Genomic DNA, 21,384 nt, shown 5'->3' on the forward strand with positions numbered 1-21,384 from the left:
TTTTGTGCGCAGCTTACGGTGGAGGCCATGTGAACACATGCCTCCCTGTCGCGCAGGAATTGCATGCAAAAGGCTGGGATGTTCATTTCCTCGCGCTGACGACCGCTTACACCAAAGTTGCTGCTTCCGGCTTCACCGTCTGGCAGGCCGCAGACCTTGTTCACGCCGACGAAGCGGAGATTATCGAGTTGGGGGCGGCTATCGCGGGGAATGTGACACCAGGCGGCCCGGTGTCAGTCAATGAAACCTATGCATATCACGGACTTGGCTATTTTGCTCTGGTGGCAGAGCATGGATCGGACAAGGCAAAGGCGCTTTATCGAGCGCACGGCCGTGCCGCTTTTGCGCATGGCGAAATGGCGGCGAGGCTGCTTGATATTGTGCAGCCCGATATCGTTATGACCACGAATTCGCCCCGCGCGGAAAAGGCGTTGATCGATGGTGCGCAATCGCGCGGTATTGCGGCGGCTGTGCTGAATGATACGCTGGCGAGCGCATCGAACCACTGGCTGCATCAGCCCCATTACGCTGATCGCATCTGCGTGCTTAGCGAGGCGGTACGAACCATCCTGATCCAGTCTGGCCATGCTCCAGGCAAAGTGGTCGTAACGGGGAACCCTGCGTTTGACGCAATGGCTGACCTTCGTATTCGTCGAGATCAGATCGGGTTCAGGGGAGTTCGCACAATACTCTACGCCTCTCAACCGCTTCCGCCTGAAGATGCGCAGCACAAAGAGCAGGTGATGGCCCAATTGCGCCTGATAGCTGCGGATCGAGCCGACCTGAAACTGCGAATTCGCTTACATCCGAACGAGGTAGAGGCGGACGCAGTTGGTCCGGAAATCTCCGCAGGCACTTCGCTGGCAGAGGATTTGTTGGCCTGCGACGTGGTGGTCACACATGGATCGACAGTCGGCATCGAAGCGGCGCTCGCAGGTATTCCGGTCGTCTTGCAAAAAGGCACAACCATTGCAGAGCTTTGCCGGTTTGAGGATTATGGCATTGCCATGGCCAATGAACACGTTACCGGGCTGGAAATGGTTATCGACCGCGCCTTGGCGCTGGGGGTCGCATCCCAGTTTTCGATGCCTGAAAACAGTATTGGCAATATTATTGCCGTGCTCGAGGAGATGATCGATCAAGCCTAAGCGCGTCTTGCTGACGCGGTCCGATGTGCGTTTGGCCGGACCGGGGGTGTTGATGTTTGGCGTTGCTGGCGCTTTGCGTGAGCGTGGCTGGCACGTCGAAATCGCGGTTGGCAGCGATGCGATGATCGATAGGTTCACATCGGCCGATTTCCCGGTCCATATTGTCCCTGGCCTGAATCTGGGTGATCGCTCTCCCATTAGCATGGGCAAAGGCGCGGTCGCCATGCGCCGCATCGTTCGCCAGAACGGGATATCTGTACTGCACAGCTTTAACGCGCAGGCCGGGCTGCTGGGCTGGGCCGCGACACGCGGCTTCGGGGTCAAAGTGGTGAATACGGTGCTGGGGGCTGGCAAGGAGGCGCTGCTGAGGCTCATGCCGTTTCACCTGATCGCTGTATCTGATTTTGTGAAACGTGATCTGATTGCGCATGGTGTCCCCGAAGGCCGGATCACAACGGTCCATAACGGCGTTCTCACATCCGCACATTTGCTGGCGGGCAAGGAGCAGTTTGAGGCGCTCTGGCAGAGCCGGCGCAAGGACAAAGTGTTCCGGATTGCCGGAATCGCCATGATGAATGGTGACAAGGGTCAGCGCGCCTCGATTCAGGCATTTGCCGCACTTGCCGCGCTTGAACCCCAAAAGGAACTGGAATTGGTCCTGATCGGTGACGGGAGCCGGCGGGCGGCGCTGGAAGCTCTTGCGGAAAGTTCCGGCGTGGGTGACAGGGTGAGGTTTGCAGGGGCACTGAACGATGTTTTCCCGGAACTGGACCGGGCGCACGTCTTTCTGCACCTTTCGCCGCAAGAGACATTTGGTATCGTTCTGGCCGAAGCACAGGCTAGGGGCTTGCCAGCGGTTTCCTTTGCGATCGGCGGCATCCCGGAGGTTGTTCTTGATTTAGAGGGTGGTGTTCTCTTGCCCTTGGGCGAGATTGGCAAGGTCGCCCACGCACTGCATGACTTGAGTTGTGATCTCGACACCTGCGAAACTATGGGTTGGCACGGGCTGGAGCGCACCCGCCGCCTGTTTATGCGCGACACTCTGGGCGCACGAACAGAGGCTGTTTATGCTGCACTGTGATGCGCCTACGCCAAGCCGTGACGATTTTTGGGGCGCCAGTGTTGCGCAGCAATGGGACATTCGCCAGTGACCGGACCGATGTCAGCACATATGACCGCCTCGCTCGCCGCCCTTTGCGTTACGGTCGATTGTTCATTGGGCGAGGCGATGCGCCGGCTGAACGAGACGGGTGGCGGACCGTTGTTGCTGCTTGACGACGAAGGACGTCTTAAACGCCTCGTCACCGATGGCGATCTGCGCCGCATGATCCTTGACGGAAGCGATCAGAATGCGCTGCTTGCCAGTCTGCCAGCGATTGTTCCTGTGACGGCGCAAATGAACACGCCGCTTGCCGGCCTGCAATCGCTTTTCGCCGCTCACAAGGTCTCCGCGATACCCAGGCTCGATGCCGAAGGCAGGCCGTGGTTGCTTGAACGACGCGACTTTGGCGGGCCAGTGCTGCTTTCGACCCCGCATCTTGGCGATCTTGAACAGCAGTTTGTCCAACAAGCTTTCGATACAAACTGGATTGCCCCGCTTGGCCCGCAGGTCGAAGGATTTGAACGTGAGCTTGCCGATTACAGCGAGAACGGTCACGTTGCCGCGCTGAGTTCGGGAACCGCCGCGCTGCATCTGGGTCTGATCTTGCTCGGCGTGAAAGATGGCGACCGGGTTTATTGTCCCAGCTTCACCTTCGCTGCCTCGGCAAACCCGATCCGCTATGAGCGCGCAGAGCCGGTTTTCATCGATTCAGAAACCGCAACCTGGAATATGTCGCCCGCCGCGCTTGAACGGGCGCTTTCGCGTGACAAGGCTGCCGGGCGGCTCCCCCGCGCGGTGGTCATCGCGAATTTATATGGGCAATCGGCCGATATGGACCCGCTCACGCAGCTTTGTGACGCCTATGGCATACCGGTGCTCGAAGACGCAGCGGAATCGCTGGGCGCGACGTATCGCGGGCGCAAATCCGGCAGTTTTGGCAAGCTCTCGGCCTATTCCTTCAACGGCAACAAGATCATCACGACATCGGGTGGCGGGGCGCTTTGTTCGGATGATGAAGAACTGATTGCGCGCGCGCGTTTCCTGTCCACGCAAGCGCGCGAACCGGCTGCCCATTACGAACATAAGGTGATTGGCTACAATTACCGCCTCAGCAATGTTCTGGCCGGGATTGGGCGCGGCCAGCTTAAGGTGCTGGACGAACGCGTGCGCCGCCGGAGGGAAATATTTTCAATTTATCAATCCGTGCTGGCCGGTGTTCGAGGCATAGAGTGGATGCCAGAGCCCGAAGGCTACTTCTCGACGCGTTGGCTTACGGCTGCAACGATCAACCGGGAATGCGGCACCTGCCCAGGAGATCTTGTTGAGGCCTTGAAGGTCGTCGGTATCGAAGCGCGCCCGCTGTGGAAACCGATGCACCGTCAGCCGCTCTTCGCAGATTGCGAATATGTACCGCACGGAGAGAACCATTCGGTCAGCGACGAGTTGTTTGAATGCGGAGTGTGCCTCCCATCAGGCTCGAGCATGGCCGATGCGACGGTTACCCGGATTGCCGAACAGCTTCGCTATCTGATCGCAGGATAGCAGTGCAGTGACCAAGCTTTGCCCTGTTCTGATCACCGCATCGCCGCAATTGGCCCAACTTGCCGAGCAATCTGGCGTGGGCAGAGTGATGGTTGATCTTGAGCGCAACGGCAAATTCGAGCGGCAAAAATTCCGCGACACATGGATCAGCAAACACACATTCGAGGACATTGCGCCGGTAGCAGCGGCGCTATCAAATGCCGATCTGATGGTCCGTATCAACCCGCTATTTGACGGCAGCAGGGAGGAAATCGATATTGCAATCGCGCAAGGCGCACGTTCGATCATGCTGCCAATGTTTCGGGGTCTTGACGAAATCGAAAGGGTCGGCGCCTTGATTGCTAGGCGATGCCGCTTTATTCCCTTGGTGGAAACGGCGGAGGCCTTTGAAATTCTTGGTCAGGTCGCGGGCTGCGATGCGGTGGATGAAACCTTCGTTGGGCTCAATGACCTACACATCTCGTTAGGGCTCGATTTCATGTTTGAGCCGCTCACCAACGGGATGCTCGAACGTGGCTGCGAATGCCTGCGCGAAATTGGCAAGCCATTCGGCTTTGGCGGCATTGCCCGCGTTGGCGAGGGTGATTTGCCCGCAGAGTACATCATCCGCGAACATGCGCGGCTTGGCTCGACTCGGGTGAATCTTTCCCGCACGTTCGCCCGCCCCGGCATTGCGCCCGGCGATACGACTACCGGAAATGCGGAGACCATGCAGCGCGAAATTCGCAAGCTGTTCGATCTGTATGATGCCGCGCATCGCGCCACCTCGGCACAGCGGGCTGCCAATACGGCCGAACTCGGCAATAGGGTTGATGCAATTGTCGATAAGATTCGCACAGCGCGGGAGCATGCGGTGTGAAGCGCTTGATGGACATTCTTGTCAGCGCGACGGCCTTGATCCTGCTCTTGCCTGTGTTGATCGGATTGATGATCTGGATCAGGTTGGATAGCCCCGGTCCGGCGCTGTTCCGACAGACACGCATCGGTCAAATGGGCGAACCCTTCACAATCTTCAAACTTCGCAGCATGGTTCAGGACGCAGCGCAGCGCGGCGGTTACTCGACCAGTCGGGGGGACGCGCGCATTACGAGAGCGGGCCATTTCGTCAGGCGCACCAGCCTCGATGAACTTCCTCAGCTGTTCAATGTCCTGCGCGGAGATATGAGCCTGGTCGGACCGCGACCTGACACGCCAATGCAGCGGGATAATTACTCCGCTGAAGACTGGGGCCGCCGCCATCTGGTTCGGCCCGGCATCACCGGGCTTGCCCAGGCACGGCTGCGGTCAACCGCCAGTGCGCAGGATCGTCTGGCGCTCGATCTTGAATATGTCTCCACGGCAAGCTTGCCGCGCGATCTGGCAATTCTGCTTGAAACGGTTCGCACCGTGATTTTCCGAAAGACCTACTGACGATGTGCGGAATTTCAGGATATTGGTCCTTTTCTGGCCGTAGCGTCCCAATTGATCGGATCGCGGCAATGTCGCGTTCGCAGGGGCATCGCGGCCCCGATGGTGATGGCGTTTACTGCAACGGACGGGTTGCCTTGGCCAACCAGAGGCTTGCAATTATCGATGTTGAGCGCGGCGATCAGCCGTTTGTCTCTGACGACGGCTGCGTGGCAGTCGTCCAGAACGGCGAGATATTCAATTATATTGAGCTGGCGAGGGAGCTGCGCGCGCAGGGTGTTCGGATCGACACCCATTCCGATACCGAGGTTCTGCTCCGCGCCTATCTTCACTGGGGTGCGGATTTTGTTAGCCGCCTCAACGGGATGTTCGCGATCGCGATTTGGGACAATCGGGATCGGACCCTGCGCCTTTATCGGGATCGAATTGGGGTCAAGCCACTGTTTTATACACAGTCGGCCGAAGGTTTCGTGTTTGCATCTGAGATCAAGGCAATCCTTGCTGCCGGGATCGAGCCGCAGCTCGATTTGCAGGCACTCGACCTATTTCTGACCTTCAATTACGTCCCGCCCCCCTACACTGCCTTCGCTGGCATCCAGCACTTGCCGCCGGGCTGCATGGCAGAATTGCGGGCCGGAGAAGACTTGCGGATCAAGCGTTGGTGGTCACTTACTCAGCGCGATCTGGCGGAGCGTAGCGAAGCGGCTTGGACGGGTGAGTTCCTTGATCTTTTCGAAGATGCAGTTCGTCTCCGCCTGCGTTCGGATGTACCATTTGGCGCTTTTCTTTCGGGCGGGGTCGATTCCACATCGGTCGTCGGTTTCATGGCGCGCAATATGGATCGCCCGGTTCGCACATTTTCGATTGGCTTTGATGATCCGCGATTTGATGAAACCGCTAGCGCCCGACTGGCTGCGCAAAGGTTTGGTACAGATCACATCGCCGAAATCGTCGAATCCGACATGGTCAGCCAATGGCCGAATGTCATCTGGCACCTCGATCAACCCCACGGAGATGTATCCTTCATGCCGACCCGGCGGGTTTCCGAACTGGCCTCGCGTCATGTGAAAGTTGTGCTGACCGGTGATGGCGGTGATGAATTGTTTGCTGGCTATGACAAATACCGCAGTTTCTTCGCATCTCGCCCTGAAAACGAGAATGAAGGGGAATTCCGCGCAGCCTATCTCAACAATATCTCGTTATTCAATGCGGCAGAGAAACGTCGGCTTTATCTGCCTGCCTTCGCACAAAAGGTTGACGAAAACGCCGCGCGCGACCTGGTTGCCGGGCATTTTGACGACAGTCGGCACTGGGACCGTCTTAACCAGGCACTGAACATCGATATGCAATTGCTGTTACCGGGCAACAATCTGGTAAAGCCGGACCGGATGGGCATGGCTGTCGGGGTTGAAGCCCGGACGCCTATGCTGGACTATCGGATGATGGAATTTGCCTTCACCATGCCCGAAGGTTTCAAGCTGCGCGATGGTGAAACCAAATATCTTTTCAAGAAAGCTGTGGCCCCGATGATCGGAGCTGATCTTGCCTATCGCAAAAAACAGATGTTCACCGTGCCGATCGGGGAATGGTTCAAGGATCGGTTGGCCACTGCTGCGCGGGAGACCTTGCTTGGCCAGAATTCATTGACGCGCAACATCTTTGATCCCACCGTTATGGCATCTTATCTCGATGCGCACATCGCCGGAACCGAGAATCGCACCCGCGAAATTCGTGCATTGATGGCCATTGAAATTTGGGCGCGCCAATTTCTGGGCGAGGCAAAACCACAGAAGAAGCTGTCCGATGCAGCATGATGTGCTTGCCCTGATTCCGGCGCGAGCGGGTTCCCGCAGGGTTCCGGGCAAGAACACGCGCCTCCTTGGCGGCAAGCCTTTGGCCGTTTGGACATTCGAGGCCGCGCTGGCATCGCGCGCGGTGGGAAAGGTGTTGCTGTCAACCGATGACAAGGAATTGATGGCGCTTGCACAGGCGCAGGGGATCGCTGTGCTCGAACGGCCTCAGGATCTGGCGGGGGATCATGCGAGCAGCGTCGATGTCGCCACACATGCGCTGGAAAGTGAACGTTCCGAGGGGCGAGACTGGGCGGCATTGTGCCTGTTGCAGCCGACCTCTCCCTTTCGTGCAGAGGGCCGGATCGACGCTGGACTTGGGCTGTTGCTGGGCAACCCAGCCACCGCGGCGGTGGTGGGCGTCGCCGCACCATCCCATCACCCGCTGCATTGCCTGATAGAGGACAACAATGGCAATGTATCGCTGATCGAAACGGCTGGCGCGCCGGTCGCTTCGCAACGCAGTCAGGATCTGCCCCGGGCATGGGCGCTAACAGGCTCATTCTATGCAATCCGCTCCGCAGTTCTGCGTGAGCAACGGTCTTTTCTGCCGGCGCATTGCCTGCCCTTGGTATGTGATGGGCCGGGCGAAGGGATCGATATCGACTGGCCCACCGATTTCGATCGCGCCGAGGCGCACCTTGCACTGAGCAAGGGCATTCACCGATGACACGGTTTCTTGGTTCAACGGCGATCTTGTTGGCGATCACCTTCGCGTCCAAGCTGATTGGATTTGTGCGGGAATTGATCCTGCTTGAATCGCTTGGCATCGGAGCTGAGCTCGACGTGTTTGTCATTCTCTACGGCCTGGTCGGCCTGATGTCGGGAGCCTTGGGCATCTGCATCGTCACCAGCCTTACCCCGATAGCTGGGAAGTTCCGAACACGCGCGAACACCATTGGGCTGATGGCGGAAGGGCTCCGCGCTGGTATGGCAGCGGGCGCTGCGGCGCTGGCGCTTTGCCTGATTTATGTCGCTGTACTGGGCACAGGAGGAACATCAAGCGCATGGCAAGTCGCCCTTGTCGTGCCGTTCATTGTGCCTTTTTCCCTGCTCGCGGAATATCAGGTCGCTCTTTTCCTTTCGCGCAATCAACGTATGCCGGTGATTGCGGGCAATCTCATTATTTCGCTGCCGCTGGTTGCCGCACTGCTGATCTTTGATCTTGGCATTGTCACCTATGCCATCGGGCTCGCCGCCAGTTTTATCTTCCGAGCGGTGATTTTCGCCGCGTTACTGATGGGATCGAGCGAAGGGGAGGAAACGGGAATCGCTGCGGCCTCAACATCGCTGTTTGGTGCGCGGTTGGGCCGAACGCTAGCCGGAGGTTCCGCCATGCTGGCAATTTCTGCAATCGCTATATCCGCGCCAATGGCTGCCCGCGAGTTGGGCGAAGGTCAGGCGACGGTAATCGCATATGGGCTCAAGGTTCCGCAGCTGATCATTACGTCGATCTGGTTTGTGCTTGGAACAGGGTTTTTCGCGCAGATCGTCACTCGCGGCACGCATGGCAGTAAGCGGCAGATTGCTATCTACACCGCATTCAATTTTGCAATTTTCGCCGCCATCATGGCGGGCACGCTTTTGCTCGGCCAGCTGGCTGATTTGCCGGAGATTCTGGCGTCATCGCAATTGATGCAAATTCTGCTCGCTAGCGCGCCTTTCTTGCCTCTCATAGCGCTGACTCCCCTGATTGAGATGAGCCAGCGCCTGCTGGCAACGGTCCAGCACCAATTGACCGTTCTGGCAATTGCTGCGTCCATTTTGATCGGTGGATTGGCCGCACAGGGCATCGCACTTGCCACCGGATCTGCGCCCCTGCTCGCACTCTCGCCAGCGATTGCGGGTGGTCTCGGCGCAATTGCCGCCTGCGTGATTGTTTCGCGACTCAACCTTTCAGCCACCAAATACGAAGCGAGCCATTCCAATGCCCCAGCCTGATCGCGCCATCACCATTGGCAAGCGAACCCTGTCTGATTGCGATCCTTGCTTCATCATCGCCGAAATTGGCGTCAACCATGATGGCGATCTTGATATCGCGCATAAGATGATAGACGCGGCGCATGAATGCGGCGCCGATGCGGTCAAGTTCCAGACATTCAAAACCGATGCAAACATCCTGCGCGATGCGCCCAAAGCCGATTACCAGAAACGGCAGACCGGTGACGGCACACAATTTGAAATGGTGCAAAAGTTAGAATTGGATTTTGCTGATTTTGCGAACCTCAAACAGCATTGCAATACGGTCGGCATAGAGTTTCTGACAACGGCATTTGACGCCGAATCGCTGGATTTCGTAATTTCGCTCGCTCCGTCATGCCTCAAATGGCCTTCTGGAGAAATCAACAATCTGATGCTGCTTAGACAAGCTGCAAAGTCACAATTGCCAGTCCTGCTTTCGACCGGGATGGCGAGTTTGGCGGAGGTGGATCGGGCGCTTGATGAATTGCGCGGAGCGTGTGATTTTGCCGTGATGCAATGCGTTTCCGACTATCCGGCGCGGCTTGAAGATCAGAATCTGCGCGTGCTGCAGACCTTTGCTGCTGCGTTCAATTGCCCGGTCGGCCTGTCCGATCACACGCTTGGCCAATGCGCAGCAATTGCCGCGCGAGCCTTGGGAATGTCGGTACTGGAGAAGCACTTTACGCTCGATGCCTCTGGCGCGGGTCCGGATCATGCGGCTTCGATGGAGCCAATGGAATTCAAAGCGATGGTTGAGACGCTACGGGCTCTGGAAATTGGTTTGGGCAACGGGATAAAGCGCCCGGTCGATGCCGAACTTTCAACGCGCGCAGTTGCCCGCAAGAGCCTTGTCTATGCTCGCGACCTGGCTGAAGGCCATACACTCACCGCTGGCGATCTCTGCGCCAAACGACCGGGCACGGGGCTTGCCCCCGATCTTGTAGATCTCGTGATTGGTCGGGGGCTGACGAGGAGAGTTCTGGCGGACGCTTTTGTCAATTTGAGTGATTTGGGAGGGAGCGGCGAATGACCAACACCAATCTCTTCGGCGTCTACGGTGCCGGGGGCTTTGGCCGCGAGGTGATGCCCATCCTCTCGCGTTTCGCCGCACAAAGCTATCCCATCGGAACCTGGCGCACGGTTTTCGTTGATGACGCCGCTGCGGGCGACGCAAACGGGCAGTATTCCGTGATGACGCTTGGTGAATTTGCCAAGGCAGAGGCACAATCGCGCGAGATTGTTCTCGCTGTAGGCAGCGGAGAGCTGCGTCAGAAGTTGGCGGATAAATGCACCGATACCGGTGTTGCCATTGGCGCTCTCACCGCCCCCAATGCCATGGTTCTTGATAATGTGACTTTTGGCCAAGGCGCGGTGTTGTGCCCGTTTTCCATGGTCACGTCCGATACAGTGATCGGCGATCTGTTTCAGGCCAATATTTATGCCTATGTTGCGCATGATTGCATTGTTGGCGACCGCGTGACGCTTGCCCCTGGAGCAAAAGTGAACGGCAATGTTGAAATTGGCGACGACGTCTATGTTGGTACCGGCGCTTTGATCCGTCCGGGTCAGCCGGGCAACCGGCTGAAAATTGGCGCGAAGGCTGTCATAGGCATGGGTGCCGTTGTCACCAGCAATGTTGAACCGGGCGCCGTGGTGGTTGGGAACCCGGCCAAAGCCATGGTCCGATAATGCGATGCTGATCGATTATCTTACGGGAAGCCGTGCTGATTTCGGCCTTATGCTGCCTTGCCTCAAATCGCTGGATAATGCGCCCGATTTCGAGTGTCGGATTGTCGCCACAGCTCAGCATCTCGCGCCGGGATATGGCGAAACCGTCGCCGATGTGGAGAAGACAGGTCTGAAAATCGCGGCACGGATCGCTGTGCCACTGAGCGGGGAGGATGGCGGAGAGATGGCTCTGGCTATGGCGACAGAGCTTTCAGAGCTGACCAAATTCTGGAGCGGCCACCGGCCCGATGCGGTCATGCTGTTGGGTGACAGGGGCGAAATGCTGGCGGGCGCATTGGCGGCGATGCACCTTTCCATCCCGATCATTCATGTCGGCGGCGGAGAGCGGTCCGGAACTCTGGATGAGAGTTTCCGACACGCCATTACCAAGCTTTCGCATATTCACCTGTGCTCCACCGCGTTTGCCGCAGAGCGCATCATTCGCATGGGGGAGCATTCCGACAATGTCATGACGATAGGCGCGCCCGGGCTAGTTGGAATTTGCGAATTGGCTGCACGCGAATTCGATTTTTCTGACCGCTGCGGCTTTCCGAAAGATCGCAATGCTGCGCTGGTGATCTACCATCCCGTTGTTCAAGAAGCGCACCGAGCGGCCGAACAGGCGCACGCGGTCATCGAAGCGGTCCGTAAGGCTGGCTTTTGCCAATTGGTGCTTCGCCCGAATTCCGATGCAGGGGGCAAGGCGATCGGCGCGATGCTCGATCAATTTGGCGGCGATCCCGAAGTAAGGGTGATCGACCATCTCCCGCGCGCCGATTATCTGGCCGCTATCCGTGAGGCAGACATTCTGGTCGGCAATTCATCATCAGGCATTATAGAATCCGCCAGCTTGGCCACACCGTTTCTCAACATCGGTTCGAGGCAAAACGGCCGCGAGCGCAACGCCAACACCGTGGATTGCGAAGGCACGGAGCCGGGTGAATTGGCGCAAGGCATTGCAAAAGCGTTGAAGGCCGACACTTCGGCCATGAACATCTATGGCGATGGCACTGCAGACAAGAAATTGGTTGAGGCGCTGCGGTCCATCAACTTTGGCCCGGAATTGCTCGCAAAAATGAATGCCTATTGAAGCCGCTATCGGCGGTCTGGCGCTGCGCTGGCGTGGAATTTCATCCCGTCATCTATTTCCGGAACACTTGTTTCAATGTCGGCAGTGCCGAATTGCGTACCGCGCGAATAAGTATAACCCAACGCGAACATGATCGTGCCAAAGGCGCGGATATCGGTGATGATTGCTTCCATCATCCCAATCGCAAGAAAAATCATGAAACTGAATAAAAACAGATAGTTTCGCTGGCGCCAGCCGAGAGTCCCGAACGCGGTAAGGAATAATATAAAGGCGAAAAGCGGGACATATCCATAGGCGGCCCACACCTGCAGCAACAGATTGTGGGCGTGTTGAATTTCCAGTCTCTGATAGATCGGATAAATGTTCAGAAAATCCGCGAAGGCTGCCTCGCCAAAATTGAACGCATAGGCACCGCGCGTCTGGACAAAATGCAAGCTGACTTCGATGATTTGCAGACGCAAACGGTCCGAAAAATTGTCGAGGCTAAACGTGCGCAAAAACAGCACTGCCAAGGCGAGCGCCACGGTCACCATTATCAGAAATCGCTGCTTGCGGACTTTTTCAAACGACAGCGCGGATGCAATTAAAGTCAAGGCCAGCAGCGATCGCGATGCGACAAAAATGGCAAACGCAAACAATAGAGCAAAGCAAAACAATCGCACGCCACGCTTCATTCGCATTACGATCAAGGGCAGGAATACTGCCAGCATCGATGCCGAGTGGTTGTTATCTGGTGGGTAGAGCAGCGCTTCCTGACTAAGCTGTGCATCGGTGAAATACAGCCCAGCATAGATTGCCGTCATCACCCCTAGAAAGATCGGGATTGCGCGCGAAAGGTCATCTTTTTCAACCCCCAGCATCAGGCCAATAGCCAAGCTAGCGGTGGCAAACAGAAACTTTAGCGCGTCCAAATTGCCCCAGCCAACACCGTAGCTGAGGATTGGGCCCAAAACAGCAAGGCCTGCAAATACGAGAAACAGCATCAGAATTGAACCGGATCCGTCTGGCAGTTTTGGGCTTACCCTTATGCCGCGATACGAGATGAGGAATCCTGCCTGCACCAGAATGGCGCCCGAATAGAGGGCTGGCATCAGCAGGCTGGCAAAAACCGCTACAAAGGCAAGCGCCAACGTCACCTGCGGCCACGTCCTTCGGCGGCCGATGGCGGGGCGGTAAAGGTCACAAGAAACACCACAAAGGCCAGCGCCGCCGCTGGGGTCCGCAGAGGGTAATCGAACAAACTGCCCGCAACCAGCACCAGTATCGCCAGTAGCGCGCAGAAACGCATCTGGCTCGCTGCGGCAATTGGGTGCGCGATCTGCTTTCGGTTAGCCCACGCGATCCGGGCAATCCAGCGCGCAATCACCGCAAGAATTAGCGGAATGACCAATCCACCTTCGATAATGATTTCCAGCCAATCATTATGCGCGTGATTGATGTAGGCAGGCTGGATTAGTTCGTTTCTTTCGTAAACTTCAAACACTTCTGGAAAGGTGCCAAGCCCCCAGCCAAACGGAAGCGCTTGACCTAACATGGCGGAAATTTCTGGCAGAATTTGAAACCGCAGATCGTCAAAGCTGTCCTTATCCGCCAGCCTTTCGAACCCGGCACCAACCCCGGTTAGAAACAGCAAGGTCGCCGTCAGGATTAGCCCCAAGGGGATCAAGGTTACTGCAATTCTCTTGGAACGATTTGCTGGCCGCGAGGTGCTAGACAGGCGCGCATTGGCGAAGATCGTAACCGTAACCAGAAACGCTCCCATCGCCAACAGCGTGCCGATACGTGACCCGGTCATCACGGCCAGTGCGACGAGGCCCAGACCCAGCCCTCGCCCAATCCAATCGAAAGGCCCAGCTCTATCCCTCGCAAATTTTTCACCATAGGCGAGCACGAATGGAATGGTGGCTGCTAACATTACTGCATGATGATTACGGTTCGCAAACAAGCCGACGGGAAAGCCCTCATTGGTAATTCGGTAGAAATATAGTATCGCTTGTGACGGTGCGAGCGCTTGAAGCAGGCCGAGAGCCGCAGAGATAAGCATCAATCCGGTCACCAGTTTAAGCGTGTTGCTGCGCACTTTTTCAGGACTTATCGCTAGCAAAATCAGGCCCGCTAGCGGCACCAGAACCGCCCCAAAGGAATTGATGGTGGCCATCGGAACCACTGAAACAGGCTGCCATGTAAGGGCAATCTGAGCCGCGTCCTGCGCTTCAGCAAGCGGCTCTCGACCGGGAAGAGATGTCCAGATCATAGGCGGCAGCGGAATAAGCTGAACCAAGGCAAAGCCAGCCAGTGCCAGCAGAGCGCCGACCGGAACAGCAAACCCGGTGCGCTCAGAACCGAGCCATTGGTAAATCGCATATCCTAATGCCAGCACCACCATTGGTCTTAGCAACACCAGCGAAGCTGTGTCAGCACGGGCGCTGCCGCCGGTCAGGAAAATCAAAGTGGTGAAACCCATTACCAGCAGGGACACAACTGACGCCCGATCAAACCGGGTCAGCCAGCCAGACTTATCCCTCGGGAGTGATTGTGATGGTTTTGAGGAGAACATCAGAAGGTCGAGCCTGCGTTTCGGGAAGATAGATGGAAAGCCATTGGAAACGACAGCTTTCCGTGACTGTCAAATCGAGCGAGCCCGTTGGAACCGGGCCAGCCTGTGCGCAGGCCAAACGGGCCTCAGGCGGGGCGGCGGCTGTCAAGCCGCTGCCATTCTGGGGTTCGATGGCCAGCGCTGCGGAGTACTTTCCAGAAGGGAGCGCCACGAGCCGGTAGGCGACGGTCCCTGTGGCTCCGCTTGACAGGCTCAACAGCGCGGTGCCTCCGTTGAGCGGTTGGAGGAATACCGCACCATCGTCGCCGGTGGCCCACGATCCGGGATATCTGGGCTCCATGATAAAATCATCGTCGGTTAAGCGGGGGGTGACCTCAAGACGACTTTCGCCGACCAGTTCTGCAATGGTTACGGCATCATCGAAGCGACCATGCGCGGCCAACGCAGCGGCGAAATCTGCGCTGAATTCCGCCGGGATTACGTCCTGACCTGCAAGCATGCGGTGCAATTCGACAAAGCCCGAATGGCTTTCCGGGGTGCGCAATGCGTGGAAATACAGCAGGCTTTCCCATGGAGGGCTGAGCCTCAATTGCTGAGCGACTTCATCACGGATCTCACGCTCGGACATCCCTCGGACGAGATTACGAGCCGCCGGATCACGAAAGCCGCTGCGTCGCCTGAGAACGGCGTCGTAATGTTCCATCGCTTGTTTGATCTCGCCGTTTCGTGCCGCATGTTCGATCAGGAATATCTGAGTCTGTGTATCGCGCCGACTTAGCGCATCCCCGGCCAGTAACAATTCGGCTTCGGGCGCGGTCCAATCCTCAGCCAGCGCCAATATGCGCAGGGCGCGTGGGTTAAGCGGCCAGTTCGCCAGCGATTGCCTAGCCTTGGTGGAAGCGCTGAGGAGGTCAGCGCCGCCTTTTTCGACTGCTTGATTGCGGGCATTGGCCCCATTGATGAAATCGCGGTCTGCCGAAGCCACAAGTGCATTTGAATTAAGCGGAAACAAGCTTCGTGACAGATCAGGGTCGGCCCGTTCCGTCACTTTGGACGCCGCAGACAGCAGCATCACCGCCGCCAGCGCAGCTGTCAGGCTGCCGATCAACCAGCGATTGTGCAGTCGGTCGGACATGACAGATCAGGCTTTCTTGTCCGCTTCATTGTCACCATAGCCATAGTCGTAGCCATAGCCGTACCCGTAACCATACCCGAATCCGGAGCGGCCCTCTTGCTTGTATTTGGTGACGAGGGCGCCAAAGACATTGGCATTGACGATCCGCAGTCTTTCGATCGAATTGCGAATCCCGCGCATTTGCACGCCGTCGGCCTCGATTGTGTAAACAATACCATCAACCGAATTGCTGATGAGGGGGACGTCTGCCAGTCCTAACATCGGCGGCGCGTCGACCACCACAACATCAAACCTGCGCTTAAGTTCGTCGATCAGTTCGCTGAATTTGCGGGTAGAGAACAGCTCAGCTGCGTTCGGCGGACGTGGTCCGCCAGCAATGACCGAAAGATTGCCATGTTCAGTTTCGATTAGCAGCGAATCCAGATCGCCGCCGCCGGTCAGGTAGTTGGTCAGCCCGGTTTCAGATTGAATGTTGAGATAAGAGGCCACCGATGGGGATCGAATGTCAGCATCGACCAGCACCGTCTTGTTGCCAGTCCGCGCCAGCGTGATCGCAAGCGCGACTGCGGAACTGCTCTTGCCTTCGCCGGGGCGGGTGCTGGTGAGGATAAACGAATCAGGCAGGCCATGGTCGGTCAGCAGGCCAAGATTTGTCTGAGCCGCGACATAGGCTTCGCTTATTGCCGATTTCCGATCAAGCACCGCCTCCACGACATCATCGCCATCGGTCTTGGGTATTACACCGAGCAAGGTCATGCCCAATTCGCGCACCGCAGTCGGATCGCGCAAGGATTTGTCGATCTGTTCCAGCGCGAACACCACGCCAGCAGCAATCGCGAGCCCGCCTATCAACGATGCGAGCAGGTTGATCAGCAAATTCGGGCTTGAGGGAGCCTGAGGCAATTCGGCGCGATCGACGATCGACACATTGTTGGTGCCCACGCCTGCCACGCCAATCTCCTTGAAGCGCTGCAGCAGGCCATCATACAATTGCCGATTGGTATCCACTTCGCGCTGGTAGATATTGTATTGGATGGATGCCTGTTGTTCGGTCACCAGATCCCGCTTGAGCCCGTCAATTCGGCCAAGCAATTCTTGCTCGCGCTGCTGCGCTTGCGAAAAGTCGGTTCGGGCCGCTGCGCTGATGCGGTCTTCCTCTTGGGAAATAGACAGTTGCAGTTGGGCCAGCTGCGCTTCAAGCGATTGCAGCGGCGGGTATTCCGGCCCAAAACGCGCCTCAAGGCTAGAGAGACCAGCCGCCACCTCCGCTTGTTCGCGGCGCAGACTGCTCAGTGTGGCGTTTTCGACAATCGCGGTGTCGACACCGCGCTGTAACCGGCTTTGGGCGCGAATCCGGTCCGCAATCGCCATCGCCAATTCGGTGTTGAGCGCCTCGATATCGGCGATCGTCAGCGTTCTTTCGGTTTCCGTTCTGCCTTCGGCAGTGCGCTGCTGAGAGAGTGTCACGATGCCCGAATTGGCGGCATAATTCACCAAATCACGTTCCGAAGTTTCCAGGCGTCCGCGTAACGTTTGCAGTTGCTCGCTCAAGAATTCGCGCGCTTCTACCGAGGAGGCGAAGCGGCGGTCGAGATTGGATTGAATATATTCGTCGGCCCAGGCGTTGGTGATATCGCGCGACAGCGCCGGATCGGGCGATGTAAAGCGCAGATCAACAAGCGCCGAGCCGCGAATGGGTGAAATACCGACGTGACTCAGGAAAAGCTCCACCGCTTCACGGTTGCGCTTTTCCACCTGTTCACGAGACAGTGCGGCGACACCGGAATCACTGAGCATCAACCCCTCTTCGAGCTCTACTCCAAAAGTATCGAAGAAATCATCGGTTCTGGTCAGATTGAGGCGACGGATCACGCGCGCAGCGAGCGAGCGCGCTTCGAGCAGAGCATATTGGGTCTGGTAGAATTCAAGATCCTGGTCCGCCTCTTGCGGCGTCACCGCTTCTACATTGGTGACGTTGTCCTGCGAACGGCGAATTTCGACCCGAGCTTCTGCGGTGAAAGCGGGCGTTTGCAGCAATGTCACCAGCAATCCGGCTGCAACCGCTGCTGCAACAATAACGACCACCAACCAGCGCCGCCGGAAAACGATATCCCAATAGCGCAGCAAGATCGGTTCTGCGGTTACCTGATCGGCATTCAGCCGCACGGCGGCCTTGTCCTGTGAAAGCGAGGCGAAAGGTGTGTTCATGGTGGCAGCTTAATTTCGCGTGAAAAGGATGACGAGCGGCGAGGCGAGCGCCGGTGCGATGGTGACCAGTTGATCGATGGTGCGTCGGCGAGGGCTATCGCCCAGGACGATCGTGTCATTGGCAAATATTTGCGGGTCTGCGACCTGTCCGCGGCGCACAGCGTCAAGATCATAGACGCCGGCATACCGGTCCGCGCCCACTTCACGGAAAATGACGACCTGTTCGCGCTCGGCAAATTGGGTTGGCCCTCCTGCCAAAGCCAGCGTTCGCAGCAGAGTAAGTTCGCCCGCGGCAGGATAAATGCCGGGGCTTTTCACTTCGCCTTCGATCGCGATGGTCTGGCTTACGGTATCGACCAGATTCACCGAAACCTGAGGATTGAGAACGTAGCCCTCGCTCAATCGCTGTGCGATTAGGCGCTCCACATCTGCCGGGGCCTGGCCCTTGACTTCGATCGATCCGATGAAGGGATAGGACATCCGTCCACTACCATCGATCTGAACCTCGCGGGTGAGCTCCTCGACTCCGAAAACTTCAATTCGCACCTTGTCGAGTGCGCCCAGCTTCGCGGTGGTTTCTACCGGTGTCGGCAGTTCGTTGGATTCGAGAACCGATACAAACTCAGTGCTTTGCAAGGGCACAGGCTTTGCACAGCCGGCCAGCAGCAAGGTTGCCAATGCCAGCGCGGCAAAAGGTGGGTGGAAATTCAACGACTAATTCTCCGGCGAATTCGGTTTGATCGGTAGAGGGGCTTTTGCGCGATTGCCATCTGGCATGAAAGGGTCAATTCTGGGCTGCAACGTATTCAGGCACCATTTCGGCGATGATCTTGCGGACATCTGCAGCACGGCCATCGTCGAGCGCCTTAGCCAAATGTGAAAGCGCCTCCATCAAGGCATCATATGGCATGTGCTTCTCGCGTGCCTGCATGATGCGCGGATGCGATGTTGGCAAAGGGTCATCGCCAATCAGGAGCTCTTCATAGAGCTTCTCTCCCGGCCGCAATCCGATCTCGGTAATCGCGATGTCGCCATCCGGCCGCTCATCGGATATTTCCTGCAATCCCGACAAGCGGATCATCGTCCGGGCAAGGTCGATTATCTTGATCGGATTACCCATGTCGAGCACGTAGACCTCTCCGCCCTCGGCCATGGCGCCAGCTTGAATGACCAACTCCGCCGCTTCGGGGATTGTCATGAAATAGCGGTTGATGCGCTTGTCAGTGATGGTCAGCGGCCCGCCTTGCCTAATTTGTCTTTTGAACAGGGGCACGACCGATCCCGATGACCCCAAGACATTACCGAACCTTACCATCGTCATCACTGTCTTGCCGGAAATCTCAGGCCGGGCCGCATGCGCTTGAAGGATCTGTTCGCACACCCTTTTGGTCGCACCCATGATGTTTGTGGGACGCACAGCTTTGTCCGTGCTTATCAGGATGAAATTGGAAACTTCGCGCGCCAGTGCCGCCTGCATGATATTGAGAGTGCCAATGATGTTGTTGCGTGCGCCGCCGATCACATTGGCTTCTACAAGCGGGACATGCTTGTAGGCCGCCGCGTGGAAAATGGTATCCGGACTGTGCCGTTCCAAAATGCGATTGATTGAAGCTCGGTCAGAAATGTTGCAAAGTTCCGGCACAATTTCGAAATCTGCCCTGATGGACTTGGCCAAATCGCGGATGGCATTATCAACCGAATATAGCGCAAATTCGCTTAGCTCCACCAGCACCAGCTTGCTCGGAGAAAGCTGCGCGATCTGGTTGCAAAGCTCACTGCCTATCGAGCCGCCTGCCCCCGAAACCATTACGGTTTTCTCCGTAATGGTTTGCGCCATAAGCCTTTTGTCGGGAGCGATTGGTGACCGCCCGAGCAGATCGGCAATATCGATTTCCCGGAATTCGTTGATCGAAACACCGCCTTCGATGATGTCGCGCACATTGGGCAGCGCCATGATCTGTACCGGTTGTTCGCCAAGGCCTTCCATGATTTGCTGTTTGGCGCTGTGCGTCAGGCGAGGGAGAGCGAGGTAGATATCGCTGATCTCCTTGTCCCGCACCAGTGTCGGCAAATCGCTGGAATGATAGACCTTGAGACGGTCCAGCCGTTGACCGCGCATCAACACGTCATCGTCGACATAACCTTCGATCCTGAACCCCGGCTCATGCCGCATCGCGCTGGCCAGGCGCATGCCCGGTGCACCGGCGCCGTAAATCAGGATTCGCCGGGCATTGCCGTGAACCCCGCCAAATGCGGCCAAGTCCATGATGACATAGCGGATCATAATCCGGCTGAGCACGAGCAGCAGGAAAAAAATGATGGGTTGCAGCACTGAGAGCGTACGCGGCACTCCGGGGATAAGAACGATCAGAAAGACAATCACCATCGGGGCCAACATGATGCCGACGGCTCCGGCGATTCGCATCATAGTGCCGCTGCCGGAGAAGCGGAAGAACTCGCGATAAACGCCACTCGCGAATGCCGCGGCGAACCAGAAAACCAGCGCGCCCACTGTTAATTTTGCAACGTCCTCCGTGAACAGGCGCCATTCGTTGAGCCGCAGGTAATAGGCGATCCAGACGGCCAGCACACAAAGCACGGCATCACCGGCACCAACCAGAATCCGCTTCTGGCTGCGCGAAAATTCATCCAAACGATCAACCGCCGCTCTGGCACGCAGAGCGAACGGCATTGACGCCGAGGTATTGTCCAGCATGAGCGACCACCGAACCAAAAGATGAAGCACAGGCGCACACGCATGTGTCGCCGCCTCCACCAGAGACCGTCCGCCTACACGCAGTGCCGGAGTTACACAAGAAAGTAGCCGTTAAGAAAGCGCGATATCGGGCGCATCTTCCTGTTTCATGCCGACAATGTGGTATCCGCCGTCGACATGATGGACCTCTCCGGTCACGCCTGAGGCAAGGCCGGAGAGGAAATATAGACCCGCTCCGCCGACATCCTCGATAGTGATATTCCGCCGCAGCGGTGCGTTCAATTCGTTCCATTTGAGGATATAGCGGAAATCCCCGATCCCGCTCGCCGCAAGCGTCTTTACCGGTCCGGCGCTGATCGCGTTGACGCGAATACCTGCGGGGCCGAGATCGTTGGCGAGATAGCGCACGCTCGCTTCCAGCGCGGCCTTGGCGACCCCCATGACGTTGTAATGCGGCACAACTTTCTCCGCGCCGTAATAGGTCAGCGTCAGGATGCTGCCGCCGCCGCCGCCGTCTTCACGCAGAGGCGGCATCATTGCCGCCGCGCGCTGTGTGACCGCGACCAGCGAATAGGCCGATATGTTCATCGTCATCAGGAAATTGTCGAGGCTGGTGTCGACATATTTGCCGCGCAGTTCGTTTTTGTCCGAAAAACCGATCGCATGGACCACGAAATCGAGCGTGTCCCAGCGCGCCTTGAGCGTTTCGAAAGCTGAATCCAATGACTCCATATCGGATACATCACATTCAAACGTGAAATCGCTGCCCAGCTGCTCGGCCAGCGGTTTGACGCGTTTTGCCAAAGCTTCCCCCTGATAGGAGAACGCCAGCTCCGCCCCATGATCGGCAAGCTGCCGGGCGATACCCCATGCCAGCGACTTGTCATTGGCAAGCCCCATGATCAGCCCGCGCTTTCCTGCCATCAATCCCGGCATCAG

At 57.3% G+C, this 21,384-nt stretch carries 18 protein-coding genes; 11 read left to right on the plus strand and 7 right to left on the minus strand.

Going from position 1 to position 21,384, the window contains the following annotated elements; all coding sequences use genetic code 11:
- Positions 1-29: 29 nt before the first annotated feature.
- The 11 genes from ACM64M_RS01345 (at position 30) to neuC (ending at position 11,829) form a co-directional block, all read left to right on the plus strand.
- Positions 30-1,148 carry a hypothetical protein gene (locus ACM64M_RS01345; RefSeq protein WP_416226838.1) on the plus strand — a complete coding sequence of 373 codons (1,119 nt, stop codon included), beginning with the start codon at positions 30-32 and terminating at the stop codon, positions 1,146-1,148.
- A 46-nt stretch (positions 1,149-1,194) separates the two neighbouring features.
- Positions 1,195-2,229, plus strand: a complete 1,035-nt coding sequence (locus tag ACM64M_RS01350; RefSeq protein WP_416227342.1) for a glycosyltransferase family 4 protein — start codon at positions 1,195-1,197, stop codon at positions 2,227-2,229.
- Between the two features lie 78 nt (positions 2,230-2,307).
- Positions 2,308-3,792 (plus strand): aminotransferase class I/II-fold pyridoxal phosphate-dependent enzyme, encoded by a 1,485-nt coding sequence (locus ACM64M_RS01355; RefSeq protein ID WP_416226839.1) that lies wholly within the window; start codon positions 2,308-2,310, stop codon positions 3,790-3,792.
- Positions 3,793-3,799: 7 nt separating this feature from the next.
- Positions 3,800-4,651, plus strand: a complete 852-nt coding sequence (locus ACM64M_RS01360) for a hypothetical protein (RefSeq protein WP_416226840.1) — start codon at positions 3,800-3,802, stop codon at positions 4,649-4,651.
- A complete protein-coding gene (locus tag ACM64M_RS01365; protein ID WP_416226841.1) occupies positions 4,648-5,202 on the plus strand; it encodes a sugar transferase in 555 nt (184 codons plus the stop codon). The genes ACM64M_RS01360 and ACM64M_RS01365 overlap by 4 nt, the downstream gene beginning before the upstream one ends.
- A gap of 2 nt (positions 5,203-5,204) precedes the next feature.
- On the plus strand, positions 5,205-7,013 hold the full coding sequence (gene asnB / locus ACM64M_RS01370; RefSeq protein ID WP_416226842.1) for an asparagine synthase (glutamine-hydrolyzing): 1,809 nt from the start codon (positions 5,205-5,207) through the stop codon (positions 7,011-7,013).
- On the plus strand, positions 7,003-7,719 hold the full coding sequence (locus tag ACM64M_RS01375; RefSeq protein WP_416226843.1) for a cytidylyltransferase domain-containing protein: 717 nt from the start codon (positions 7,003-7,005) through the stop codon (positions 7,717-7,719). The genes asnB and ACM64M_RS01375 overlap by 11 nt, the downstream gene beginning before the upstream one ends.
- The gene (locus ACM64M_RS01380) at positions 7,716-8,990 is read left to right on the plus strand and encodes a hypothetical protein (RefSeq protein ID WP_416226844.1); all 1,275 of its coding nucleotides are present in this window, start codon (positions 7,716-7,718) and stop codon (positions 8,988-8,990) included. Before ACM64M_RS01375 ends, ACM64M_RS01380 begins: the two co-directional genes overlap by 4 nt.
- On the plus strand, positions 8,977-10,041 hold the full coding sequence (locus ACM64M_RS01385; RefSeq protein ID WP_416226845.1) for an N-acetylneuraminate synthase family protein: 1,065 nt from the start codon (positions 8,977-8,979) through the stop codon (positions 10,039-10,041). Before ACM64M_RS01380 ends, ACM64M_RS01385 begins: the two co-directional genes overlap by 14 nt.
- Positions 10,038-10,700, plus strand: a complete 663-nt coding sequence (locus ACM64M_RS01390; protein ID WP_416226846.1) for an acetyltransferase — start codon at positions 10,038-10,040, stop codon at positions 10,698-10,700. Before ACM64M_RS01385 ends, ACM64M_RS01390 begins: the two co-directional genes overlap by 4 nt.
- Before the next feature lie 4 nt (positions 10,701-10,704).
- Entirely contained in the window at positions 10,705-11,829 is a 1,125-nt protein-coding gene (neuC, locus tag ACM64M_RS01395) for a UDP-N-acetylglucosamine 2-epimerase (protein WP_416226847.1), read from the plus strand.
- A gap of 5 nt (positions 11,830-11,834) precedes the next feature.
- Here neuC and ACM64M_RS01400 read toward each other — a convergent pair whose 3' ends face one another.
- The 7 genes from ACM64M_RS01400 to fabI all read right to left on the minus strand — a co-directional run bounded on the left by ACM64M_RS01400 (position 11,835) and on the right by fabI (position 21,381).
- Positions 11,835-12,965, minus strand: a complete 1,131-nt coding sequence (locus tag ACM64M_RS01400; protein WP_416226848.1) for an O-antigen ligase family protein — start codon at positions 12,963-12,965, stop codon at positions 11,835-11,837.
- Positions 12,962-14,293: an O-antigen ligase family protein gene (locus tag ACM64M_RS01405; protein ID WP_416226849.1), complete on the minus strand. Its 1,332-nt coding sequence runs from the start codon at positions 14,291-14,293 to the stop codon at positions 12,962-12,964. Before ACM64M_RS01405 ends, ACM64M_RS01400 begins: the two co-directional genes overlap by 4 nt.
- 52 nt (positions 14,294-14,345) lie before the next feature.
- Positions 14,346-15,521: a hypothetical protein gene (locus ACM64M_RS01410; RefSeq protein ID WP_416226850.1), complete on the minus strand. Its 1,176-nt coding sequence runs from the start codon at positions 15,519-15,521 to the stop codon at positions 14,346-14,348.
- A gap of 6 nt (positions 15,522-15,527) precedes the next feature.
- Positions 15,528-17,729 (minus strand): GumC family protein, encoded by a 2,202-nt coding sequence (locus tag ACM64M_RS01415; RefSeq protein ID WP_416226851.1) that lies wholly within the window; start codon positions 17,727-17,729, stop codon positions 15,528-15,530.
- A gap of 9 nt (positions 17,730-17,738) precedes the next feature.
- Entirely contained in the window at positions 17,739-18,440 is a 702-nt protein-coding gene (locus tag ACM64M_RS01420; protein WP_416226852.1) for a polysaccharide biosynthesis/export family protein, read from the minus strand.
- A 73-nt stretch (positions 18,441-18,513) separates the two neighbouring features.
- Positions 18,514-20,505 (minus strand): polysaccharide biosynthesis protein, encoded by a 1,992-nt coding sequence (locus ACM64M_RS01425; protein WP_416226853.1) that lies wholly within the window; start codon positions 20,503-20,505, stop codon positions 18,514-18,516.
- A gap of 51 nt (positions 20,506-20,556) precedes the next feature.
- Positions 20,557-21,381, minus strand: coding sequence for an enoyl-ACP reductase FabI (gene fabI / locus ACM64M_RS01430; protein ID WP_416227343.1), 825 nt, complete (start codon positions 21,379-21,381; stop codon positions 20,557-20,559).
- Positions 21,382-21,384: the final 3 nt, after the last annotated feature.

This window comes from Qipengyuania sp. ASV99 (genome assembly GCF_047872805.1).
Taxonomy (GTDB): domain Bacteria; phylum Pseudomonadota; class Alphaproteobacteria; order Sphingomonadales; family Sphingomonadaceae; genus Erythrobacter.